This is a genomic window from Arcicella rosea (assembly GCF_040543805.1).
Taxonomy (GTDB): Bacteria; Bacteroidota; Bacteroidia; order Cytophagales; family Spirosomataceae; genus Arcicella; species Arcicella rosea.
Map to the genome: position 1 here is coordinate 437,634 of NZ_JBEUMS010000001.1, position 19,733 is coordinate 457,366.

General features: G+C 35.8%; 20 protein-coding genes. 14 read left to right on the plus strand and 6 right to left on the minus strand.

The annotated features are described in order from the left end of the window. Window positions 1-20: 20 nt before the first annotated feature. The 10 genes from ABID42_RS01960 (at window position 21) to ABID42_RS02005 (ending at window position 9,481) form a co-directional block, all read left to right on the plus strand. Window positions 21-1,058 carry a hypothetical protein gene (locus ABID42_RS01960; protein WP_367282213.1) on the plus strand — a complete coding sequence of 346 codons (1,038 nt, stop codon included), beginning with the start codon at window positions 21-23 and terminating at the stop codon, window positions 1,056-1,058. A gap of 17 nt (window positions 1,059-1,075) precedes the next feature. After that, the gene (locus tag ABID42_RS01965) at window positions 1,076-1,879 is read left to right on the plus strand and encodes a cytidylyltransferase domain-containing protein (protein ID WP_367282214.1); all 804 of its coding nucleotides are present in this window, start codon (window positions 1,076-1,078) and stop codon (window positions 1,877-1,879) included. A 21-nt stretch (window positions 1,880-1,900) separates the two neighbouring features. Continuing rightward, window positions 1,901-2,758, plus strand: coding sequence for a transketolase (locus ABID42_RS01970; RefSeq protein ID WP_367282215.1), 858 nt, complete (start codon window positions 1,901-1,903; stop codon window positions 2,756-2,758). A 128-nt stretch (window positions 2,759-2,886) separates the two neighbouring features. Then, window positions 2,887-3,795 carry a transketolase family protein gene (locus tag ABID42_RS01975; RefSeq protein ID WP_367282216.1) on the plus strand — a complete coding sequence of 303 codons (909 nt, stop codon included), beginning with the start codon at window positions 2,887-2,889 and terminating at the stop codon, window positions 3,793-3,795. Window positions 3,796-3,894: 99 nt separating this feature from the next. Continuing rightward, window positions 3,895-5,238 (plus strand): aminotransferase class III-fold pyridoxal phosphate-dependent enzyme, encoded by a 1,344-nt coding sequence (locus tag ABID42_RS01980; protein WP_367282217.1) that lies wholly within the window; start codon window positions 3,895-3,897, stop codon window positions 5,236-5,238. A gap of 115 nt (window positions 5,239-5,353) precedes the next feature. Next, complete coding sequence (locus ABID42_RS01985; protein ID WP_367282218.1) at window positions 5,354-6,184, plus strand: SDR family oxidoreductase; 831 nt, start codon at window positions 5,354-5,356, stop codon at window positions 6,182-6,184. 234 nt (window positions 6,185-6,418) lie between these two features. After that, window positions 6,419-6,910 (plus strand): KdsC family phosphatase, encoded by a 492-nt coding sequence (locus tag ABID42_RS01990; RefSeq protein ID WP_367282219.1) that lies wholly within the window; start codon window positions 6,419-6,421, stop codon window positions 6,908-6,910. Between the two features lie 146 nt (window positions 6,911-7,056). Next, entirely contained in the window at window positions 7,057-7,962 is a 906-nt protein-coding gene (locus ABID42_RS01995; RefSeq protein WP_367282220.1) for an N-acetylneuraminate synthase family protein, read from the plus strand. Between the two features lie 238 nt (window positions 7,963-8,200). Next, window positions 8,201-9,109: a sterol desaturase family protein gene (locus tag ABID42_RS02000; protein WP_367282221.1), complete on the plus strand. Its 909-nt coding sequence runs from the start codon at window positions 8,201-8,203 to the stop codon at window positions 9,107-9,109. Continuing rightward, window positions 9,110-9,481, plus strand: coding sequence for a DMT family transporter (locus ABID42_RS02005; RefSeq protein ID WP_367282222.1), 372 nt, complete (start codon window positions 9,110-9,112; stop codon window positions 9,479-9,481). It begins immediately after the preceding gene. Here the strand turns inward: ABID42_RS02005 and ribD are convergent. After that, a complete protein-coding gene (ribD, locus tag ABID42_RS02010; protein ID WP_367282223.1) occupies window positions 9,465-10,511 on the minus strand; it encodes a bifunctional diaminohydroxyphosphoribosylaminopyrimidine deaminase/5-amino-6-(5-phosphoribosylamino)uracil reductase RibD in 1,047 nt (348 codons plus the stop codon). The genes ABID42_RS02005 and ribD overlap by 17 nt on opposite strands. Before the next feature lie 20 nt (window positions 10,512-10,531). Between ribD and prmC the strand changes: the two genes are divergently transcribed. Beyond that, complete coding sequence (gene prmC, locus ABID42_RS02015; protein WP_367282224.1) at window positions 10,532-11,392, plus strand: peptide chain release factor N(5)-glutamine methyltransferase; 861 nt, start codon at window positions 10,532-10,534, stop codon at window positions 11,390-11,392. A gap of 136 nt (window positions 11,393-11,528) precedes the next feature. On the opposite strand, the gene ABID42_RS02020 is transcribed toward prmC, so the two are convergent. From ABID42_RS02020 to ABID42_RS02030, 3 genes are all read right to left on the minus strand, one after another. Continuing rightward, window positions 11,529-12,371, minus strand: a complete 843-nt coding sequence (locus ABID42_RS02020) for an endonuclease/exonuclease/phosphatase family protein (protein WP_367282225.1) — start codon at window positions 12,369-12,371, stop codon at window positions 11,529-11,531. Between the two features lie 219 nt (window positions 12,372-12,590). After that, the gene (locus tag ABID42_RS02025) at window positions 12,591-12,797 is read right to left on the minus strand and encodes a cysteine-rich CWC family protein (protein ID WP_367282226.1); all 207 of its coding nucleotides are present in this window, start codon (window positions 12,795-12,797) and stop codon (window positions 12,591-12,593) included. Between the two features lie 472 nt (window positions 12,798-13,269). Then, complete coding sequence (locus tag ABID42_RS02030) at window positions 13,270-15,105, minus strand: ABC transporter ATP-binding protein (protein WP_367282227.1); 1,836 nt, start codon at window positions 15,103-15,105, stop codon at window positions 13,270-13,272. 523 nt (window positions 15,106-15,628) lie between these two features. Here ABID42_RS02030 and ABID42_RS02035 point away from each other — a divergent pair. The 3 genes from ABID42_RS02035 to ABID42_RS02045 are packed head-to-tail and all read left to right on the plus strand — an operon-like array spanning window position 15,629 to window position 18,520. Continuing rightward, window positions 15,629-16,813, plus strand: a complete 1,185-nt coding sequence (locus tag ABID42_RS02035) for a glycosyltransferase family 87 protein (RefSeq protein ID WP_367282228.1) — start codon at window positions 15,629-15,631, stop codon at window positions 16,811-16,813. Next, window positions 16,795-17,754: a glycosyltransferase family 2 protein gene (locus ABID42_RS02040; protein WP_367282229.1), complete on the plus strand. Its 960-nt coding sequence runs from the start codon at window positions 16,795-16,797 to the stop codon at window positions 17,752-17,754. The genes ABID42_RS02035 and ABID42_RS02040 overlap by 19 nt, the downstream gene beginning before the upstream one ends. After that, entirely contained in the window at window positions 17,729-18,520 is a 792-nt protein-coding gene (locus ABID42_RS02045) for a polysaccharide deacetylase family protein (RefSeq protein WP_367282230.1), read from the plus strand. The genes ABID42_RS02040 and ABID42_RS02045 overlap by 26 nt, the downstream gene beginning before the upstream one ends. Here the strand turns inward: ABID42_RS02045 and ABID42_RS02050 are convergent. Together ABID42_RS02050 and ABID42_RS02055 are read right to left on the minus strand one after the other, a co-directional pair. Further along, window positions 18,483-19,226 carry a glycosyltransferase family 2 protein gene (locus ABID42_RS02050; RefSeq protein WP_367282231.1) on the minus strand — a complete coding sequence of 248 codons (744 nt, stop codon included), beginning with the start codon at window positions 19,224-19,226 and terminating at the stop codon, window positions 18,483-18,485. The genes ABID42_RS02045 and ABID42_RS02050 overlap by 38 nt on opposite strands. A gap of 15 nt (window positions 19,227-19,241) precedes the next feature. Next, window positions 19,242-19,730 carry an NADH-quinone oxidoreductase subunit C gene (locus tag ABID42_RS02055; protein WP_367282232.1) on the minus strand — a complete coding sequence of 163 codons (489 nt, stop codon included), beginning with the start codon at window positions 19,728-19,730 and terminating at the stop codon, window positions 19,242-19,244. Window positions 19,731-19,733 lie beyond the last annotated feature (3 nt).

Here is a 19,733-nt window from a genome sequence, read left to right on the forward strand (position 1 = left end):
AAATCCAACACAAATCATTTATGCAAAAGAAGATATTATTCATCACGGGTTCAATCAACCAAACGACTCAAATGCATCAAATTGCGAAGCAATTGCCTGAATATGATTGTTGGTTTAGTCAAATTTTTGTGGATTCGCCCTTCATACAATGGGTACTTGATAAAACTGATTTTTTAGCAAAAACGGTTTTGTCTGGTCAATTTAAAGCGAATTCTGAAAAATTTTGCCTTGAAAATGGTCTTCAAATGGATTATAAGGCCAAAAAAAATCAATACGATTTAGTCGTTTATTGTTCTGATATGATTATTCCTGATAGATTACTTCAAAGAAAAACTATTTGGGTACAAGAAGGAATGGTTGATGAGTATAACTTTTTCAGTAAAATCATCAAAAAATTAAATCTTCCTCGCTATTGGGCAATTGGTACTGCATTAAATGGTTCTTCAAATCTTTGTGATATTTACTGTGCAGCTTCGAAAGGTTACAAAGAACGCTTCTCTAACATTGGCACTAAGGCTCATAAAATCTTAGTAACTGGCATTCCAAATTTTGATAATTGTGAACAATATTTGGAGAACGATTTTCCTCTACATGATTATGTTTTAGTAGCGACTTCTGATAGCAGAGAATGTTTCAGACCCGAAGATAGAATTGGATTTATTAAAGATTGTGTAGAAAAAGCCGCTGGAAGACAACTCATCTTCAAACTTCATCCTAACGAAATTATGGAAAGGGCTGTTGCTGAAATCAAAGAAAATACGCCTGAAGGAACTTTGATTTATACTTCTGGAAATATTAATCCGATGATTGCTAATTGCGAAGAATTCATCACACAATATTCATCAGCAGTGTATGTTGGTATGGCATTGGGTAAAAAAGTACATTCTTATTTCGATAAAGAAGAATTAGAAAGACAAATGCCTATTCAAAACAAAGGTACTTCTGCTAAAAATATTGCTCAGGTTTGTCGTGATTTTTTAGCTTTCAAAGGTAAAAAAGAAGATTTTGTCAAAACATATCAATACAAAGCTGTTCAGTCAGAATTAGTCTTTCAATAACATTTAAAATAATATAAATGACTGCCATTACTATTGTTGTTCAAGCACGTATGTCGTCGAGTAGATTACCCAAAAAGGTTTTATTACCCATTTTGGGCGAAAGTCTCCTCTATAGAATGATAGAGCGTTTGCAGCAAATTAAACACAAAGCAACAATTGTAATTGCTACTTCTGAAGACCAACAAGATGATGTTATTGAAACTTTTTGTCAAACAAAAAACATTACTTGTTTCCGTGGAAGTTTGAATAATTTATTAGATAGACATTATCAGGTTGGGAAGTTAACCAATGCTGATATTATTATCAAAATACCTTCTGATTGTCCATTGATTGACCCACGTATTGTGGATAAAGTATTGGATTTTTATGTTGAAAACGAAGGAAAATATGATTTTGTGAGTAACCTCCATCCTGCTACTTATCCAGATGGTAATGATGTGGAAATCATGACTTCGGAAGCACTGAGTAAAGCTTGGCAAGAAGCAGTTCGACCTTTAGAGTTAGAACATACAACGCCTTATTTCTGGGAAAATCCAGATAAATTTCGCTTGGCGAATGTAGTTTGGGAAACGAATTTAGATTACTCGATGTCGCATCGTTTTACGATTGATTATCATGAAGATTACTTATTTATCAAACGAGTGTTTGAAGAATTATATCCACAAAATCCTCGATTTTCATTAGATGATATTTTGACACTTCTGCAAGAAAAACCTGAAATCTATGAAATCAACCAACATTTTGCTGGCGTAAATTGGTATAGAAATCATTTAGGTGAACTGAAAACCATTTCACAAGAGCAAACCAAATTGAGCATTTAGCGTAAATTCCAAATAAATAAAATGACCGAAGAAAAATTAGAAACCTTAAAAAGTATCGCTTTGCGAGTACGTGAGCACATCATCGGAATGTCCACCGATGGCGGTTGTTTTGTAGGAGCGTCCCTTTCAGCTACCGATTTGATGGTTTATCTCTACAACGACTTTTTAAATATTAGCAAAGAAAACCTCGACGACCCCAACCGTGATTATCTGTTTCTTTCAAAAGGACATGATGTACCTGCTTTGTATGGCACTTTGGTTGAAATGGGTATTTTAGAGGCTAATCGTTTACAAAATCATCTTTCTACATCCGATAATATTTACTGGCATCCAAACACCAAAATTCCGGGCATTGAATTTCATTCTGGTTCGTTGGGACACCTTCCTGCAGTTTCGTTGGGCGTGGCTTTAGATTGTAAAATCAGAGGTACAGAAAACAAAATCGTTTGTATTTTGGGCGATGGAGAATTGAATGAAGGTTCTTGTTGGGAAGCCGTTTTGGTGGCGAATGCTTACAAATTAGATAACCTCATTTTTGTAATCGACCGCAACCAATTTCAAGCGAATGTTGCCACGGAAGATTTAATTCCTTTAGAACCTTTAGCGGATAAATTCAAGGCTTTTGGAGCAAATGTTCAAAGAATAGATGGACATAATTTCCAAGATTTAGAAGAAGCATTTTTAGCCATTGCTGACCAGAAAGGTAAACTCAATGTTATTATTGCTGATACTGTTCGTGGAAAAGGCTTACCAAGTATTGAAGCTCGTGCCGACCGCTGGTTCTGTAATTTCTCTGAAAATGAGGTTTCACAATTGATGGAAGAATTACATGGCGTTCATTCAGCAAATATTGAATCAGAGGTGTTGGTGGTTAGATAAGTTTTTAGCTGTAAGCTTTGAGCTATGAGCCGTGAGCTATGAGTTCAATGAAATATTACTCAAGGCTAAAAAAACTAAAAAAGCTCATAGCTCAAGGCTCACAGCTAAAAGCTAAAAATTAAAAAATCATGTACGAAGAATTATTAAAAAATACAGCCCTTGCTGACGAGCGATTTGTGGTAATGACTGCCGAAAACCGTGCTTTGGTGAGAAACCTACCAGCAGTTTTGGGAAAAAGATTTATAGATACAGGTATCACCGAACAAACGATGTTGGGAGCTGCCGCAGGTTTAGCTTTACGTGGACGCATTCCAGTAGTTCATGCTTTGTCGGCATTTTTGTCGATGCGAGCTTTTGAATTTATCCGTACTGATGCAGGTATTGCCAATCTTCCCGTAAAGTTGAGCAGTTTTATTCCGGGTTTTTTATCGGATGGAAATGGACCAACACACCAAGCGATTGAAGACGTAAGTATCATGCGTGGTATTCCGAATATGCAGGTTTTTGCTCCTGCCGACGAAAGCGATTTAGTGACGATGTTACCTAAAATCTGGAATACACCAAATCCTGCTTATGTGCGTATTTGTACAAGACCAGCCAAGTATCAGCACGATACAAATTTTGAAATTGGTAAAGCTGAAATCATTTCAGAAGGTACAGACGTGACGATTTTAGTTTATGGTTTTATGTTTGAACAAGCCTTGATTACCGCTGAAATCTTGCGTGAACAAGGTAAATCTGTGGGTTTAATCAACATGAGAAGTTTGAAACCAGTGGATGAAAAAGCAATCATTAAAGCGGCTCAACAATCAGATTTAATTGTAACGATTGAAGACCATTTTTTAACAGGCGGTTTGTACAGTATCGTAGCAGAAACATTGTTGAAAAATAGAATGACAGCCGATGTTTTACCGATTGCTTTGAACGAAAAATGGTTCAAACCAGCACGCTTGAATGAAGTATTAGAATACGAAGGTTTCACAGGAAAACAAATGGCAGAGAAAATATTGGAAGTAGCTGTGAGTTATCAGCTATAAGCTATGAGCAATGAGCTTTGAGTTTTTGCTCAGATAGCTCAAGGCTCAAAGCTTCTTCTGTCTTGAATCTTGTGTCTTTCATCTTAAAGTCCTAAAAAAATGCCCAATACAATACAATCTAACGAAAATTATCCAAATATCACGGAGTCGGATAGTTGGTACGAAAGAGCTTTAAAAGTACAAAAGCCCATCACACAAACACTTGCCAAAGGGCCAGGTCAATTTACAAAAGGTGTTGCACCAAAGTATTTGCAGAAAGGAAAAGGCTCGCACGTTTGGGATGTTGATGGTAATGAATATATTGATTTCAACGCTGCGATTGGCCCACTTTCTTTGGGTTATACTTATCCAGCGGTGGACGAAGCCATCAAAAAGCAATTGGAAGATGGTATCACTTTCTCGTTGATGCACCCTTTAGAAGTAGAACTTTCTGAATTAATTCAAGAGGTAATTCCTAATGCAGAAGCCGTAAAAATCTCGAAAACTGGTGCGGACGTTTGTTCGGCAGCCATTCGTGTGGCTCGTGCATTTACAGGTCGTGAGAAGATTTTCTGTTGTGGTTATCACGGTTGGCACGATTGGTATATCGGTATTACAAGCCGTAATGCAGGTATTCCAGAAGCCATCCAAAACATGACTTATACTTTTGAATACAACAATATTCAAGCAATTAAAGAAGCTTTGGACGAAGACGTCGCCGCCATCATTCTTGAACCTTTCATTTTTGAAGCACCACAAAATAACTTCTTACAAGAATTAGCACAAGTTTGTCGTGAAAATGGCACTTTACTCATTTTTGATGAAATGTGGACAGGCTTCCGCATTGCTTTGGGTGGAGCTCAAGAGTATTTCAAGGTTACTCCAGATTTAGCAGTTTACTCAAAAGCCTGTGCCAACGGAATGCCAATTGCTTTATTGACAGGTCGTGCAGACGTAATGGAATTGTTCAACAGCGAAGTATTTAGCTACACAACTTTCGGAGGCGAAGCACTTTCTTTGGCGGCAAGTATTGCTACCATCAAAGAAATCAGAGATAAAAACGTACCTGCTTATTTAGATGAAAAAGGTGGAATTATCAAAGACGGTTACAACGAAATCGCTAAAGAATTTGGTTTAGAAAACATGACAAAATGTATCGGTTATAACTGCCGTTCAATGGTAACTTTCGCTCCAGAAGCTGGCAATGGTTTAGAAGTAAAAGCTTTGATGCAACAAGAAATGATTAAGCGTGGCGTATTGTGGGCAGGTTTTCATAACATGTGTTTCAGTCATTCAGATGAAGATATTCAGTACACGCTTTCGGCTTACCGTGAAGTAATGCCAATTTTGAAAGAAGCCATTGAAAGTAAAGATGTAAAATCGTACTTGAAAGGTGAAGTATTAGAAGCTGTTTTCAGAAAAACAAGCAATTATAATATTAAGCCTGCTTTGGCAAAAGCCTAATCAAGTTATGAATTATGAGTTTTGAATGATGAATTTTCATTACTGCATTGAAGTATTGAAAAATAGCTTTATTACAAAACCGCTTTATCTGATTGTTTTTTAGAGATAACATTTTATGGAAAATATAAATACAAGTCCCATTACTCAACTGTTTTCATTGGTCGGAAAAACGGCAATTGTTACAGGCGGAACTGGACTTATCGGAAAGAAGCATTGTGAAGCCTTAAAGGCAGTTGGAGCAAATGTTGTAGTGGCAGACATCGCTCAAGCGAATCCAAAAGCTTTTGCTGAAACATTGGGAGAAAATACTTTGGGAGTAAATATTGATGTTACGAATGCAACCTCTTTGATAGACGCAAAAAATGAAATTTTAGCTCGCTTCGGTTCGATTGATATTTTGGTGAACAATGCCGCTATCAACGATATGTTTGAAAATCCAGAATTGGCGGCTTCGCTTTCTGCTTTTGAAAAATATCCATTAGAATCATTCCGCAAATCTTTAGAAGTAAATGTATTGGGCGTGTTTTTATGCTCACAAGTATTTGGAACAGTAATGGCAGAACAAGGTAGTGGAAGCATCATCAACATTGCTTCTACCTACGGAATCGTTGGACCAGACCAAAGTATTTACCGCAACGAAGCTGGCGAGCAGTTGTTTTTCAAATCGCCATCGTACCCAACTACCAAAGGAGCAATCATCAATTTTACTCGCTATTTGGCAGCTTACTGGGGCAACAAAGGCGTGAGAGTAAACACGCTTTCTCCGGGTGGTGTAGAAAATTCGCAAGATGAGTATTTCGTAAAAAACTATTCAGCCAAAACTCTTCTTGGAAGAATGGCGACTTCAAGCGATTATCAAGGTGCATTAATTTACTTAGCTTCCGACGCTTCAGCATACATGACAGGCGCAAACTTAGTCGTAGATGGCGGATGGACAGCTATTTAATTATGAATTTTTGAGTTATGAATTATGATTGAGTGGGTTGTTAATTAGTGAATTGTGATTGAGTGATTAAAAAAGTAAAAGATTGAAATTTAATCATAAGTAAAAAAAATAACTCACCAATTCACAATTCACTCAATCACAATTGAAAACGAATCACTAATTCACCACTCACTAACTCAAAATTTTAAAATCAATCACTAATTCACAATTCACTCAATCACAATTGATATAAACATGAGCTTACACGAAAAAGCCAAGCATATTAAATTACTCATTACCGATTGTGATGGCGTGTTGACGGATGCGGGCGTTTATTATGGCGAAAATGGTGAAGTATTAAAAAAATTCAATATCCGTGATGGAATGGGTGTTGAAAGACTTCGCAAATTAGCAAGCGTTGAAACAGCGATTATTACAGGAGAAGTATCTCCTTCGGTTGCCAAAAGAGCCGAAAAGCTCAAGATTACTGAATTGCATTTGGGTATCAAAGATAAATTGGCTGTGTTGGTTCAAATTATGGTTAACAGAAATCTGACCAAAAATAACATTGCCTACATCGGCGACGATGTGAATGATATTGAAATTATGCAAAATGTAGGATTAACTGCTTGTCCAAGCGATGCTATTAGTTTTACCAAAGAAGTTGCCGACTATATCTGCGAAAATAAGGGTGGTGAAGGTTGTTTCAGAGAATTTGCTGAATTAATCATCGCTGCACAATCTTAATCGAATTTCATAAAAATATTTTAACCATAATGTCTTTTAGGGATTGTCCAAAATATGATATTTGAACAATCTCTTATCCCCAAGACATCAATACTTTTCTAACAAACTCTTCTCTGGGGGTCAGGGGGTTTTTATGTACATTACAAATGAAAAACGTTACATTATCATCAGGAAAAGTTATCGGTAAAGGTCAGCCATGCTACATTATTGCCGAAATCGGAATCAATCATAATGGTTCATTAGACGTTGCGAAACAATTAGTTGACGAAGGTGCAAATGCAAAAGCGGATGCTGTAAAGTTCCAAAAAAGAACTCCAGAATTATGTGTTCCACTTGATCAATGGGAAATCCAAAGAGATACTCCTTGGGGAAGAATGTCGTACATCGACTACAAACGTAAAACTGAATTTGGCAATTTGGAATATTCTGCCATCGACCAACACGCTAAACAAAGAGGTATCGACTGGTTCGCTTCGCCTTGGGATGTGGATTCTGTTGATTTCTTAGAACATTTCAGTCCAGTTTTATACAAATTGGCTTCGGCTTCTTTAACGGATTTAGAATTAATTGAAAAAATACTTCACACGGGTCGTCCATTGATGATTTCAACGGGAATGTCAACCGTAAAAGAAATTACAGATACGGTAGCTTTCATTAAAAATTTCGATGAAAATTATCCATTAATGATTGCTCATTCTACTTCGGCTTATCCTTGTAAACCAGAAGAATTGAATCTGAGTATGATTAGAACTTTGGGCGAAATGTTTCCAGACACTCCAATCGGTTACTCTGGTCATGAAACTGGTTTGGCTACAACCGTTGCGGCTGTTGCTTTAGGAGCTACATTTGTAGAACGTCACTTTACTTTAGACCGTGCCATGTGGGGTTCAGACCACGCTGCTTCTGTTGAACCACAAGGTTTGGCTCGCTTGGTAAAAGACATTCGTGACGTAGAAATCGCTGCGGGTGATGGTATCAAAAAAGTATATGAAGCTGAAATTTCTCAAATGAAAAAATTAAGAAAACATATTTCTGCAGAGTATTCTGTTTAGTTTTGAGCGTATATTTCCACAATTTTTCTCAATAGGGATGGGCTTAAGTTCATCCCTATTGAGAAAAATAAGATATTTAACAGCAAAATATTAGCTTACTTTATCATTAAATACAGTCTGTTTTCTGCACAATTGAATCAGTATTTTTCTTGATTGCGCTTCAAAAATCACAACCAATATGAATCTCTTAACAATAACCACTTCGATACTTGTCTGTTGGATAATTTTTATCATCCTCATGGAACGACTTTATCCTTATCGAAAAGGACTCAAATTTTTCAGGGAAGGCTTTTGGGTGGATTTGGTTTGGTACACAATCATTCAAAGTTACTTTCTTAAAATCCTTATTTTTGATTATATCATTCAGCCAATTAATGTTCATTTCGATTGGTCCGATTACCAATTTGTAAAACATTGGTCGGTTCCAGCTCAAGTACTTTTCTTTTTGATTACTCACGATTTTTATATTTATTGGTTTCATCGTTTTCAGCATTCTAATAAATTTTTCTGGAGAACACACGAAGCACATCATTCAGGCAAAGAAGTAGATTTTCTGGAAGGTTCTCGTTCACACGTTGTCGAAATTATCATCAATCAAACCATCGAGTTTTTACCCATTATCGTACTCGGTGCCGACCCAGCCGTTCTACCGATTAAAGCATTATTAGACGCTGTCTTTGGTATGTTTATTCATGCGAATATCAATGTTAAAATGGGAAAATGGAAGTATATTTTCAATTCTCCAGAATTACATTTATGGCATCACGCCAATTATCAAGAAGTATTTCATGCTAATTTTTCTACCAAATTTGCTTTCTGGGATTATCTTTTTGGTACAGCATATTTCCCGGGACATAAACCAGGGAATGAACGAGAAAACTGGGGATTGTACTACGATTATCCGAAAGATTATTTCTTACAACATGCCTTTTCAGTAAAGCGTTTTGATGAAAAGAAATTACTTCGCCACAAATGGTTTTCTTGGTATTACAATTTGCGTCCGAATATCTTAAAGAAAATCAACCATTGGATGGAAGATATCGAACATTACTTTTTGGTTGAAAACTCCACGATGAATTATCGAAGTATAGAACACAAAAACGAAGAAAAACCTGAATCTCACAATCATCATTCTGACCTCAAATAAATGGCTTGGATTTATATTTTAATTGCTGCTTTATTTGAATCAGCATGGACATTTTCGCTGAAATTTCTCAGTTTTAAAGACATAAAATCCCTTCCACTTCACAAGTATTTGGAGATGGAAGGGATTTTAAAAATTATTCCTTTATTGGGTTATATCGTTTTTGGTATCGGCAATATTTACTTTTTTTCAATCGCACTAAAAACTATTCCAACCGCAACAGCAATGGCTGTTTGGACTGCATCAGCATTAATTTTTATTAAGATTGCCGAAATACTTTTCTTTCACGAAAAACTCAATTGGCCTGAAGCTTTTTTCCTGATGCTAATTACCGTCGGCATTGTGGGCTTGAAAGTAGTTAGCGGAAAATCGTAATTAATTTATCGTCGTCCAAATCCGAAATTTCGGTAATACTCCCTTCAATTTTTGGTGCTAAAATACCTGATTGTAATACTTTTTTACTTTTCAAAACGATGGCTTCGTCCCAAAGTTTGGTATCAATAAAACCTTGAAGTAAAGTACTTCCGCCTTCTACAATCAGCGATTGGACTTTTCTTGTCGCTAAATCTTGAATGATGTTTTTGAGTAAATCTGCTTCTTCAATTTTTACAAAAGAAGTATTTTCTATTACTTTATTTTCAAGCAAATTATAGCAAATCGTTAGCTGAGAGTTATCGAAAATCTTTAAGGATTTGGGTAAAGTAAGATTTTTGTCTAACACAATTCTTAAAGGATTTTTGCCTGTCCAGAAACGAGTATTCAAGGCTGGGTTATCGTAGCGAGCGGTATTTGTACCAACCATAATCGCATCTTCTTCGCTTCGCATTTTATGCACAAATCTTCTGGAAAGTGGATTAGAAATTTGTACAGCCTCAAAATTTTCTTTGGCAATAAAACCATCAGCCGTTTCTGCCCATTTCAAAACAATGTATGGTCGATTTTTCTCAATAGCATTAAAAAAACGCTTGTTCAAAGTTCTTCCTTCTGCTTCCAAAATTCCCGTTTCAACTTCGATTCCAGCAGCTTTTAGCTTGGCAATTCCTTTACCGCCAACCAATGGATTTGAATCTACATTACAAATAATTACTTTTTTTACCTGATGTTTTACCAGTAAATCTGCACATGGTGGCGTTTTACCGAAGTGCGAACATGGTTCAAGCGTCACATACACCTCCGATTTGGGCAACAAAGATTTATCCTCAACCGAATTTACAGCATTTACTTCTGCATGAGCTTCGCCATATTTTTTATGCCAACCTTCGCCAATAATTTTGCCTTCATGCACAATTACACAGCCCACCATCGGATTCGGCGAAACCGTTCCCGCTCCCAAACGAGCCAATTGTAATGCACGAGCCATCCACATTTCAGCAGACTTGGCGTAATATTCTTCGTAACTTTGCATAAATTTTATTGATAACCTGTATGTCCGCAAAAAAAATATTCCAAGAACTTTTCTCCGAAATTAACGCTGTTTACGATGAAAACGAAGCGAAGAGCATCGTTTATTTACTCTTAGAACACTTTCAAGGTATTTCTAAAACAGATATTTTGTTGGACAATCCGCTGAAAAAAGATTTCGATTATCAAGAAATTATTCATAGAATCAAACAACATGAACCTGTTCAGTACATTATTGGCGAAACAGAATTTTATGGTAGAATTTTCAAAGTAAGTCCCGCCACTTTAATTCCACGACCAGAAACGGAAGAATTGGTTGAATTAACGATACATACTTTTCAGGATTTAGTGAAAAAGCAAATGATTTCTTCAAGTCCAAAGGTGCTTGATATTGGTACGGGAACGGGCTGTATTGCTATTTCTGTTGCTGGCAATATTCAACATTCCGTCGTGACGGCTTTTGATATTTCGGATGAAGCTTTGAAAATGGCGAAGCAAAACGCTACGTTGAATGAAGTAAATGTAAACTTTGAAAAAGTAGATTTTTTAGATGAATCAGTGCATGATTCTTTGCCTGTTTTTGATATTATTCTCTCAAATCCACCTTATGTGATGAATGTAGAGAAGCAAGAAATGGAAAATCATGTCTTAGATTTTGAACCGCATTTGGCTCTTTTTGTGGAAGACGAAAATCCGCTAATTTTTTATAAAGCCATTGCCAAATTTGCAAAAAAACATTTAACTGAAAATGGTTTTTGTATCGTAGAAATCAACCAAACTTTCGGTTTAGAAACAGCTGAATTATTCTGGAAAGAGGGTTTTAAAAGTGTAGATGTAATCAAAGATTTCTTTGGGAAAGATAGAATGGTGAAAGCTTTGTTATAGCTGTCGGATTTCGGTCTTCGGATTTCGGTCATCAGCTTTCGGATTTGTAATTTCAGATTTTTATAATTTATCTAAAATTAATACGTCTAAAAAGCCGAAAGCCAACATCCGAAGACCGATATCCGAAAGCCAAAAACTAAAACAACAATTCCGCAAACACAGCATGGTGGTCAGATGCAAAGCGACCGTTCCAAGTATTACTTAATGTTCCGTGCTTTAATACTTTAATTTTATCAGTGTTCAGGAAAATATAGTCAATTAATTTACCTTCAATTTCTTTTGCCTGAAAACCATTAAATGTACTGATTGGTCCGAAATGTGGCTGTTTTGTTACTTTCTGTGCATCTATTAAACCTTCGTTAATAATAATTGTTGGCTCTTCTTGTGGAGTACTGTTGAAATCTCCTGTTAAAATCACTGGAATTTTTGGGTCGATTGCCTTGATTTTTGCGACTAACATTTTTGCACTTTCACGACGAGCTACTTGTCCGATGTGGTCGAAATGTGTGTTGAAAACATAAAATACTTTTTTCGTTTTATTGTCTTTGAATTTGGCATAAGTCACTACACGATTCAAGGCAGCATCCCAACTTTTACTGGGTGCTTCTGGCGTTTGACTTAACCAAAAAGTATTGCTTTCTAATACTGTAAATTTGTCTTTTTTGTAAAAAATAGGTGAAAATTCACCCGCTTCTTTGCCATCATCACGACCAACGCCTACATAAGCATAGCTTGGTAATAAAGTACTTAGGTTTCTGATTTGTCCGACTAATACTTCTTGCATTCCACAAATATCTGCTTCGTAAAACTCAAGCATACTGCTAAGATTTTCTTTGCGTTTTGACCATTGGTTTTCTCCATCCTGAACCGTTTCCAGACGAATATTGAAGGTCATTACATTAAGTTTTTGTTGGGAAAAACTGCTCATAGAAGTACTTATCAAAAGCGTTAATAGCAGAGAATAAAATGTTTTTTTCATTTGCTGATTGTTTGGAGATTTTCAGCAAAACTATTCATTTTCAATCACAGGCTTGCCCTGATATGGATGAAATTTGTGTAAAGAATGTTTGAGATGCAAGATACAAGAAGCAAGATTTTAGAAGCAAGAAGTAAGACTGAAGATTAAAGACGAAAAGAACAATATGTAAGATTTTAAACGGAAGACTGGAGAATCTGTTTAAAAATCCGACTTCTGAAATCACAAATCCGAAATTGCTTTCAGTTCTTCTAAACAGTTATTACATAAACAAGCACCGTCAAATTCCCATTGACTGACGTCGGCGATGTACTCTATTTGTTTTTTTGTGAGGTTTACTTTCATGCAATCGCATTCCAAAATGTTGTTTACTTTGCAGATAAACAGCTTTTCACATCTTGGGCAACTTTCTTGTGCGTGTTTTTCCATGACTACATTTTTTTACATTTGGAAACTCGTGCGACTGTCTTGTAATCTGCTTTGAATTTTACACAATCCAAAAACAATTTTCCTCTGAGACCATTCAATCTTACTCAATCCAAAAATAATTTTCCTCTGAGACCATTCAATCTTACTCAATCCAAAAATAATTTTCCGCTAAGACTATTGAATCTTACACAATCCAAAAATAATTTTCCGCTAAGGCTATTGAATCTTACTCAATTCAAAAATAATTTTCCTCTGAGACCATTTAATCTTACGCAATCCAAAAATAATTTTCCTCTGAGACTATTTAATCTTACGCAATCCAAAAATAATTTTCCTCTGAGACTATTTAATCTTACGCAATCCAAAAATAATTTTCCGCTAAGGATATTGAATCTTACGCAATCCAAAAATAATTTTCCGCTAAGGATATTGAATCTTACGCAATTCAAAAATAATTTTCCGCTAAGGATATTTATGCTTCCTGCATACTGTTCAACTTTTTATAGAAACCATTTTCGTTGGCTAAAAGCTCATGATGTGTGCCTCTTTCTACGATTTTCCCTTGATTGATGACCAAAATTTCATCTGCATGTTGAATTGTACTGAGTCTGTGGGCAATTACCAAAGTAGTACGGTTTTTCATTAAATGCGTCAGGGCTTCTTGCACTAATTTTTCTGATTCCGTATCTAAGGCAGAGGTGGCTTCGTCCAGAATTAAAATTGGAGGATTTTTCAAAACCGCTCTTGCGATACTCAAACGCTGGCGTTGTCCTCCCGACAAACGACCGCCACGGTCGCCAATAAAAGTTTGATAACCATCAGCCAATTGTGAAATGTATTGATGCGCATTGGCAATCTTGGCAGCTTCTTCAATCTGGGCATCAGTCGCTACCGAACCAAAGGTAATATTGTTCGATACAGTGTCATTAAACAAAATAGATTCCTGTGTAACGATTCCTATTTGCTTACTTAAAGAAGCTTGGGTAATTTGTTTTAAATCGACACCATCCATCAAAATTTGTCCTTCCGTTGGGTCGTAAAATCTTGGAACAAGGTCGGCAAGCGTTGATTTTCCTCCGCCCGAAGTTCCCACCAAAGCAATAGTCTTTCCTTTTTGGATTTTGAAAGAAATATTATCCAACACTTTTCGTCCCTCTTGATATTCAAAACTTACATTTTTGAATTCTATTTCTTCCTTAAATTCTGGAATAGCAACAGCATTTTCGGCATCTTGAATGGCAGGAACAGTATCAATCAATTTCAAGATTCTTTCTGCCGAAGCAATTCCTCTTTGTACGCCACTAAAAGCATCTGCAATTACTTTGGCCGGTCGCATCACTTGCGAAAACAGAATAATGAACGAAATAAAGGTAGAAGCACTTAAGCTTTCGTCGTTGTTAATCACCAACGAACCACCGTATAATAAAATTCCAGCGATAACGGTTACGCCCAAAGCTTCTGAAACTGGTGAAGTCATTTCTTGACGATAGACCATGCGCAAGACAGCAGATTTATAGCCATAATTTTGTTCCTTGAATTTTTCAGCAACTACTTTTTCGGCATTGAAACCTTTTACAATTCTCATTCCGCCGAATACTTCGTCGAGCGTGCCAATCATTGCACTTTGGCGTTCTTGTACTTCACGAGCCGCACGACGTAAACGACGACTTATCGTGGCAATTACTCCACCCGAAATTGGCAAAATTAATAAAGAGAAAAGCGTCAGCTTCACCGACATATTGAACAAGAAAACAAAGTACATTACTAAGGTAAATACTTCTTTAAAACTTGCCGTGAAGGCTCTTCCAACAGAATTTTCAACTTCTTGAACATCAGTAGTAAGATGCGCCATCAGGTTTCCTTTTCTTTCATTATTGAAGAACCCAAAATGTAGATTAAGTGTTTTCTCGAAAATAGCTTGGCGCAAGGAAGCAATGGTTTGTGCTTCTACGGTTTTGAGAATTCTTTGTGAGAAGTAACGAAAGATATTTGAACAAACTACCGATACCACAATGGCAACACAGGCAAACTTCAAAGCGCCCATTCTGCCATATAAACCAATGATTTGATAGAAGTAATAATTGAAAATCTCTTTAAAGTAATCAGATTCAAGCGAGAACTCAGGCTTAATACTAAATTTCTGTAAATCAACCATTTGCACTTTATCAAAAAGTACATCAAGTAAAGGAATCAGTAAAGTAAAATTTAGAATGCCGAATAAACTTGCAAGCAATGAAAGAATAAAATATGGAAATGCGAAGGCTCTTAAAGACTCAGCATATTGAAGAATACGAAAGTAAGTTTTCAATGAAAATTGTTTCAGATTTGAACGTTAATTAAAAATAACTCATACAAATTTAGTGAAAATGTGTTGACTATTTTGCTAGAACATTATATCTGCAATATAGTACTTGAAGGATTAGCTAAAAATCACTAAATTGTAAAAGATTAATACTAATTTTGTATATAAGCTCTCACTAAGGCTTTGAAATCTCTTTAATATATACTAATTGCTTTTATGAAATTGTCTTTACAACCATTAAGACCTTTACCTGTTTTCGGGTTGAGGTTTTATCAGGTAGAATTTACTTTCTACTCTTTCCGGCAAAAGGTTTTCTCAAACCAAATCTTCCAGCGCAATGCTATTAAGCATTTCTCTCATTCTTTTTATTGTTTTAAATCCAACCTTCTTGACCGATTTAACGTCCATTATAGCACTTTGCTATAGTTTTTCTGGCTAAAATGTTGGGAGAATACCCAAAAATCAGGTCGATTCAGGAAGATTCTATTGTTATAACACTAATTGCTAATATAAATATATACTGATTTAAATGATACTTTCCGTATTTAAAGACAAGCGTAAGCTTTTCCCCTTTTTATGGTTTTTTACGCCTGCTCTTGCTGGGTTTCTTAAATGGAGGTTAGGCGAAGTAAACAATTATAATATTTTCACAGGTGTATATCACCATCTAATTGAAGGCTTAAATTTATATGATCTCTATCCCAAAGAGTACTTTGATAGCAATCATTATGGGCCATTGTTTAGCTTAATCATTATGCCTTTTACTTATATTCCTAATGGAATTGGCATACCACTTTGGAATTGTTTACAAGCCTTTGCACTGTATAAAGCACTTACCTTATTACCAATAAAACCAGCCTATCAATGGATTTTATTAGCCATTTGTTTAGTTGATTTGAATACTTCTTCTCATAGTGTTCAGGTGAACCCTACGGTGGTTGCTTTTATTATTTTCTCTTGGCATTTTGTCAAAAAAGACCAAGTAATTTGGGCAACATTGTTTGTGATGCTTGGTGCTTTTGTGAAACTGTACGGAATTGTAGGCTTAGCATTTTGGGTATTTTCAGAAAGCAAAATCAAATACATTGCTTATTGTTTTTTATGGGCAATTGTACTGTTTGTGTTGCCGATGGCAATTAGTTCTCCTTCTTTTATCGTACAATCTTACTTAGATTGGTACAACAGTTTGGTGCATAAAAACATCCAAAACCAAGGTGTTGAAAATGGAATGGGAACAAGTATGCAAGATGTTTCGCTGATGGGTTTGGTCAGACGAGTAGGTGGTTTTCCACAGCTGTCTAATCTATTTTTTATTATCCCAGGTTTTATTTTACAAGTAATGCCTTTATTAAGATTCAAACAATATAAAAACATACTCTTTCAATTAAGATACCTTGCCTCCCTGTCCATTTTTGTAGTTATTTTTTCTTCTTCATCCGAATCTCCAACATTTATTATTGCGGTAACGGGTGTAGCAATTTGGTTTATCACACAGGATTTTCCAATACAAAAATGGGTCTGGGTTTTACTTATTACTGTTACGGTGGTGACTTCGCTTACCGCAACTGATATTTTTCCCGATTGGTTACGGATGAAAATCATTCTGTATTCAATCAAAGCCTTTCCATGTTGCTTGGTTTGGTTTGCTTGTATTTACCAACTCTTATTCGATGAAACCTCAGAAATTAAAACATTATGGATCAATCAAGACTAAACATTTGTATCCTCTCGGCAGCGTACAATGAAGGTGAAAATCTTTTAGTTTTTTATCATGCCGTAAAAAAAGTAATTGATAAACTTCCTTATTCTTTTGAGTTTTGTTTTGTAAACGATGGCAGTAAAGATGATACGCTTTCGGTGATTAGAACATTAGCGAAGAAAGATGAATCCGTTAAATACCTTTCTTTTTCTAGGAATTTCGGACAACAAATTGCTTTGAAAGCTGGGATTGATACCATCAATGCCGACGCCATTATTATGATGGATAGCGATTTACAGCATCCACCAGAAATGATTCCTGATTTGATTGAGCTTTGGTTGAAGAAAAAAGTAAACATGGTCAACACACTTCGTGAAGAAGACCAAGATTTATCATGGTTCAAAAAACAATCGAGCAAACGTTTTTATCAAGTACTGAATAAAGTAAGTGATTTAAAGTTAGAACCTGGACAAGCAGATTTCCGTTTAATCGACCGACTAGTAACTGAAACCTTAAAAAAATCAAAAGAGCAAGATGTTTTTTTAAGAGGAATGATTCAATGGATTGGTTACGACCAAGCAACAATTAAATACAAAGCCAACAAGCGTTTTGCTGGAGAAAGTAAATATACTTTCGCTAAAATGATGCGTTTAGCTTTGGCGGGTATTACTTCCTTCAGTATAAAGCCACTTTATACGGCAATTTATATTGGTTTCTTTTTTGCCTTGATGTCATTTTTGTATTTGCCTTATGTACTTTATAGTTTTGCAATCGGGCAAGCTGTTGATGGTTGGGCTTCCATCTTGATGACGATTGCCTTTTTTGGAGGATTAAACTTAATTGTACTCGGTGTTTTAGGAATTTATATTGGTAAAATTTTAATCCAAAATAAAGAAAGACCTTTGTACATTATACAAGAACAAAATATTCATGAAAATAGCCTTGTTGAGTTTTGATGTAGAAGAGTTTGATATGCCTTTTGAATATGGTGGAAAACCCGAAATGAAAGAGCAAATCGCTACTTCCAATCAAGGTTTACAAACCATTACTTCTGTTTTAGATAAGTACAATGCCACAGCAACGTTTTACTGCACTGGCGTTTATGCTTTGGCAAAAACTGAACAGATAAAAGAACTAAGTAAAAAGCACGAAATTGCTTCGCATAATCATTATCATTCAAGTCATAAAAAAGAGGATTTGAGTACTTCTAAAGCCATTTTAGAAAATATTACGCAACAAGAAGTAGTAGGTTTCAGAATGCCAAGAATGGCACCCGTTTCGGATGCTGATTTGTTGGAAGCGGGTTATTTATACAATGCGTCAATCAATCCAACTTATTTGCCGGGTCGATACGATTATCGACATATTTCTCGTACTTTTTTTACTCAGAATGATTTAATTCACTTTCCAGCTTCGGTTTCACCTGCTTGGCGAGTGCCTTTATTTTGGATTGCTTTTCATAATTTTCCATTGTCTTACTTCTTTTATTTATGCAAAAAAGTAGTGGAGGCAGACGGTTATTTGCATTTGTACTTTCATCCTTGGGAATTTACAGATTATACAGATTTACCCAATGGAGCAAAATATCCATTTTATTTGCACAGAAATAACGGTAAAAAAATGTTGGAGCGATTCGATAATTTGATGGCTTTTTTACAAAAAGAAGGTTTTGAATTTAAGACGACTAAAGATTTTCTGATTCCTTCAGTTTCGCATATTTAATGACGGGATTCATTGCCGAAAGCAATGCCCACATAAAACCTGCGTAGCCGTCTAAGCAAGAAGCTTTGAGGAGGTAAATTTTTAAGAACGTAATCGGGAAACGCAAAACGATGGTTGAAACGGAAGCTTTCTTCCCACGTTCAGCCAACGTTTTTGCACCGAGTGAAGTATATTTATTGAATTTATTGAAGTAATCGGTCAAATCACGGTAGCTATCGTGTAAAATATGATTCGCTAACACACCAATTTTGCCTTGTATTGCTACACTTTCGTGAACGTGTTCAGTATTCCAATTCCCAAAATTTCGATTGAAAAGTCTTAATGTAAGTCTTTTGTATTCGCCACTAAAACGTAATAATTTTCCTAGAAAAATCAAAGAACGAGGAATTTTATAAGCTTGGAATTCATCATTTTCAAGCGATAAATTTTGAATTTCAGCCTGTAATTCATCACTTAAAATTTCATCATCATCCAAAGAAAGTATCCAATCGTTTGAAGCTTGAAGTGTAGCAAAATTCTTTTGCACCCCATAATTATCAAATTTTCTGTAAACTACTTTTGCCTTAAAAGCTTCAGCAATTTTTAGCGTTTTATCGCTACTTCCAGAATCCACCAGTACAATTTCATCTGCCCAAGTTACGGCTTCAAGTACTTTTGTTAATGTTTTTTCAGAATTGAAAGTAATCAGAACTACGCTAATTTTCATGGTTTTGAATTGAAATCAGTACTTTACTTGAATGCCGTGATAATACTCTTGTGCTTGATAATCTTTTCTGAGCGGATGTCCGTCCCAATCTTCTGGCAATAAAATTCTTCGTAAATCTGGGTGACCTGTAAAGTTGATTCCTACTAAATCAAAGGCTTCTCTTTCATGCCAATCTGCTGTTTTCCAGATATGGCTTACAGTTGGTACATCTGGTAAAGCTTCGCCTTTTTCATTTCTTGGAAAAATCACTTTCAGCATTAATTTATGTTCGTAAGGAATGGAGTACAAATTATAAATTACTTCCATCGTGCCTTTTTCCACGCCATTATCTAAAGCCGTCAAACAAGAAAGCATATCGAAATAACATTCTTCGTGCTCAAGCATCAATTGACAAACCTCCGCAATACTTTCTGTTGGTACAGCAATACTTTGGTGGTCGCTTTGAAGAATGATTCCTTCTCCGAATTTTTCTATCAGAATATTTTTAAAGTTCTCTATGTTCATCTT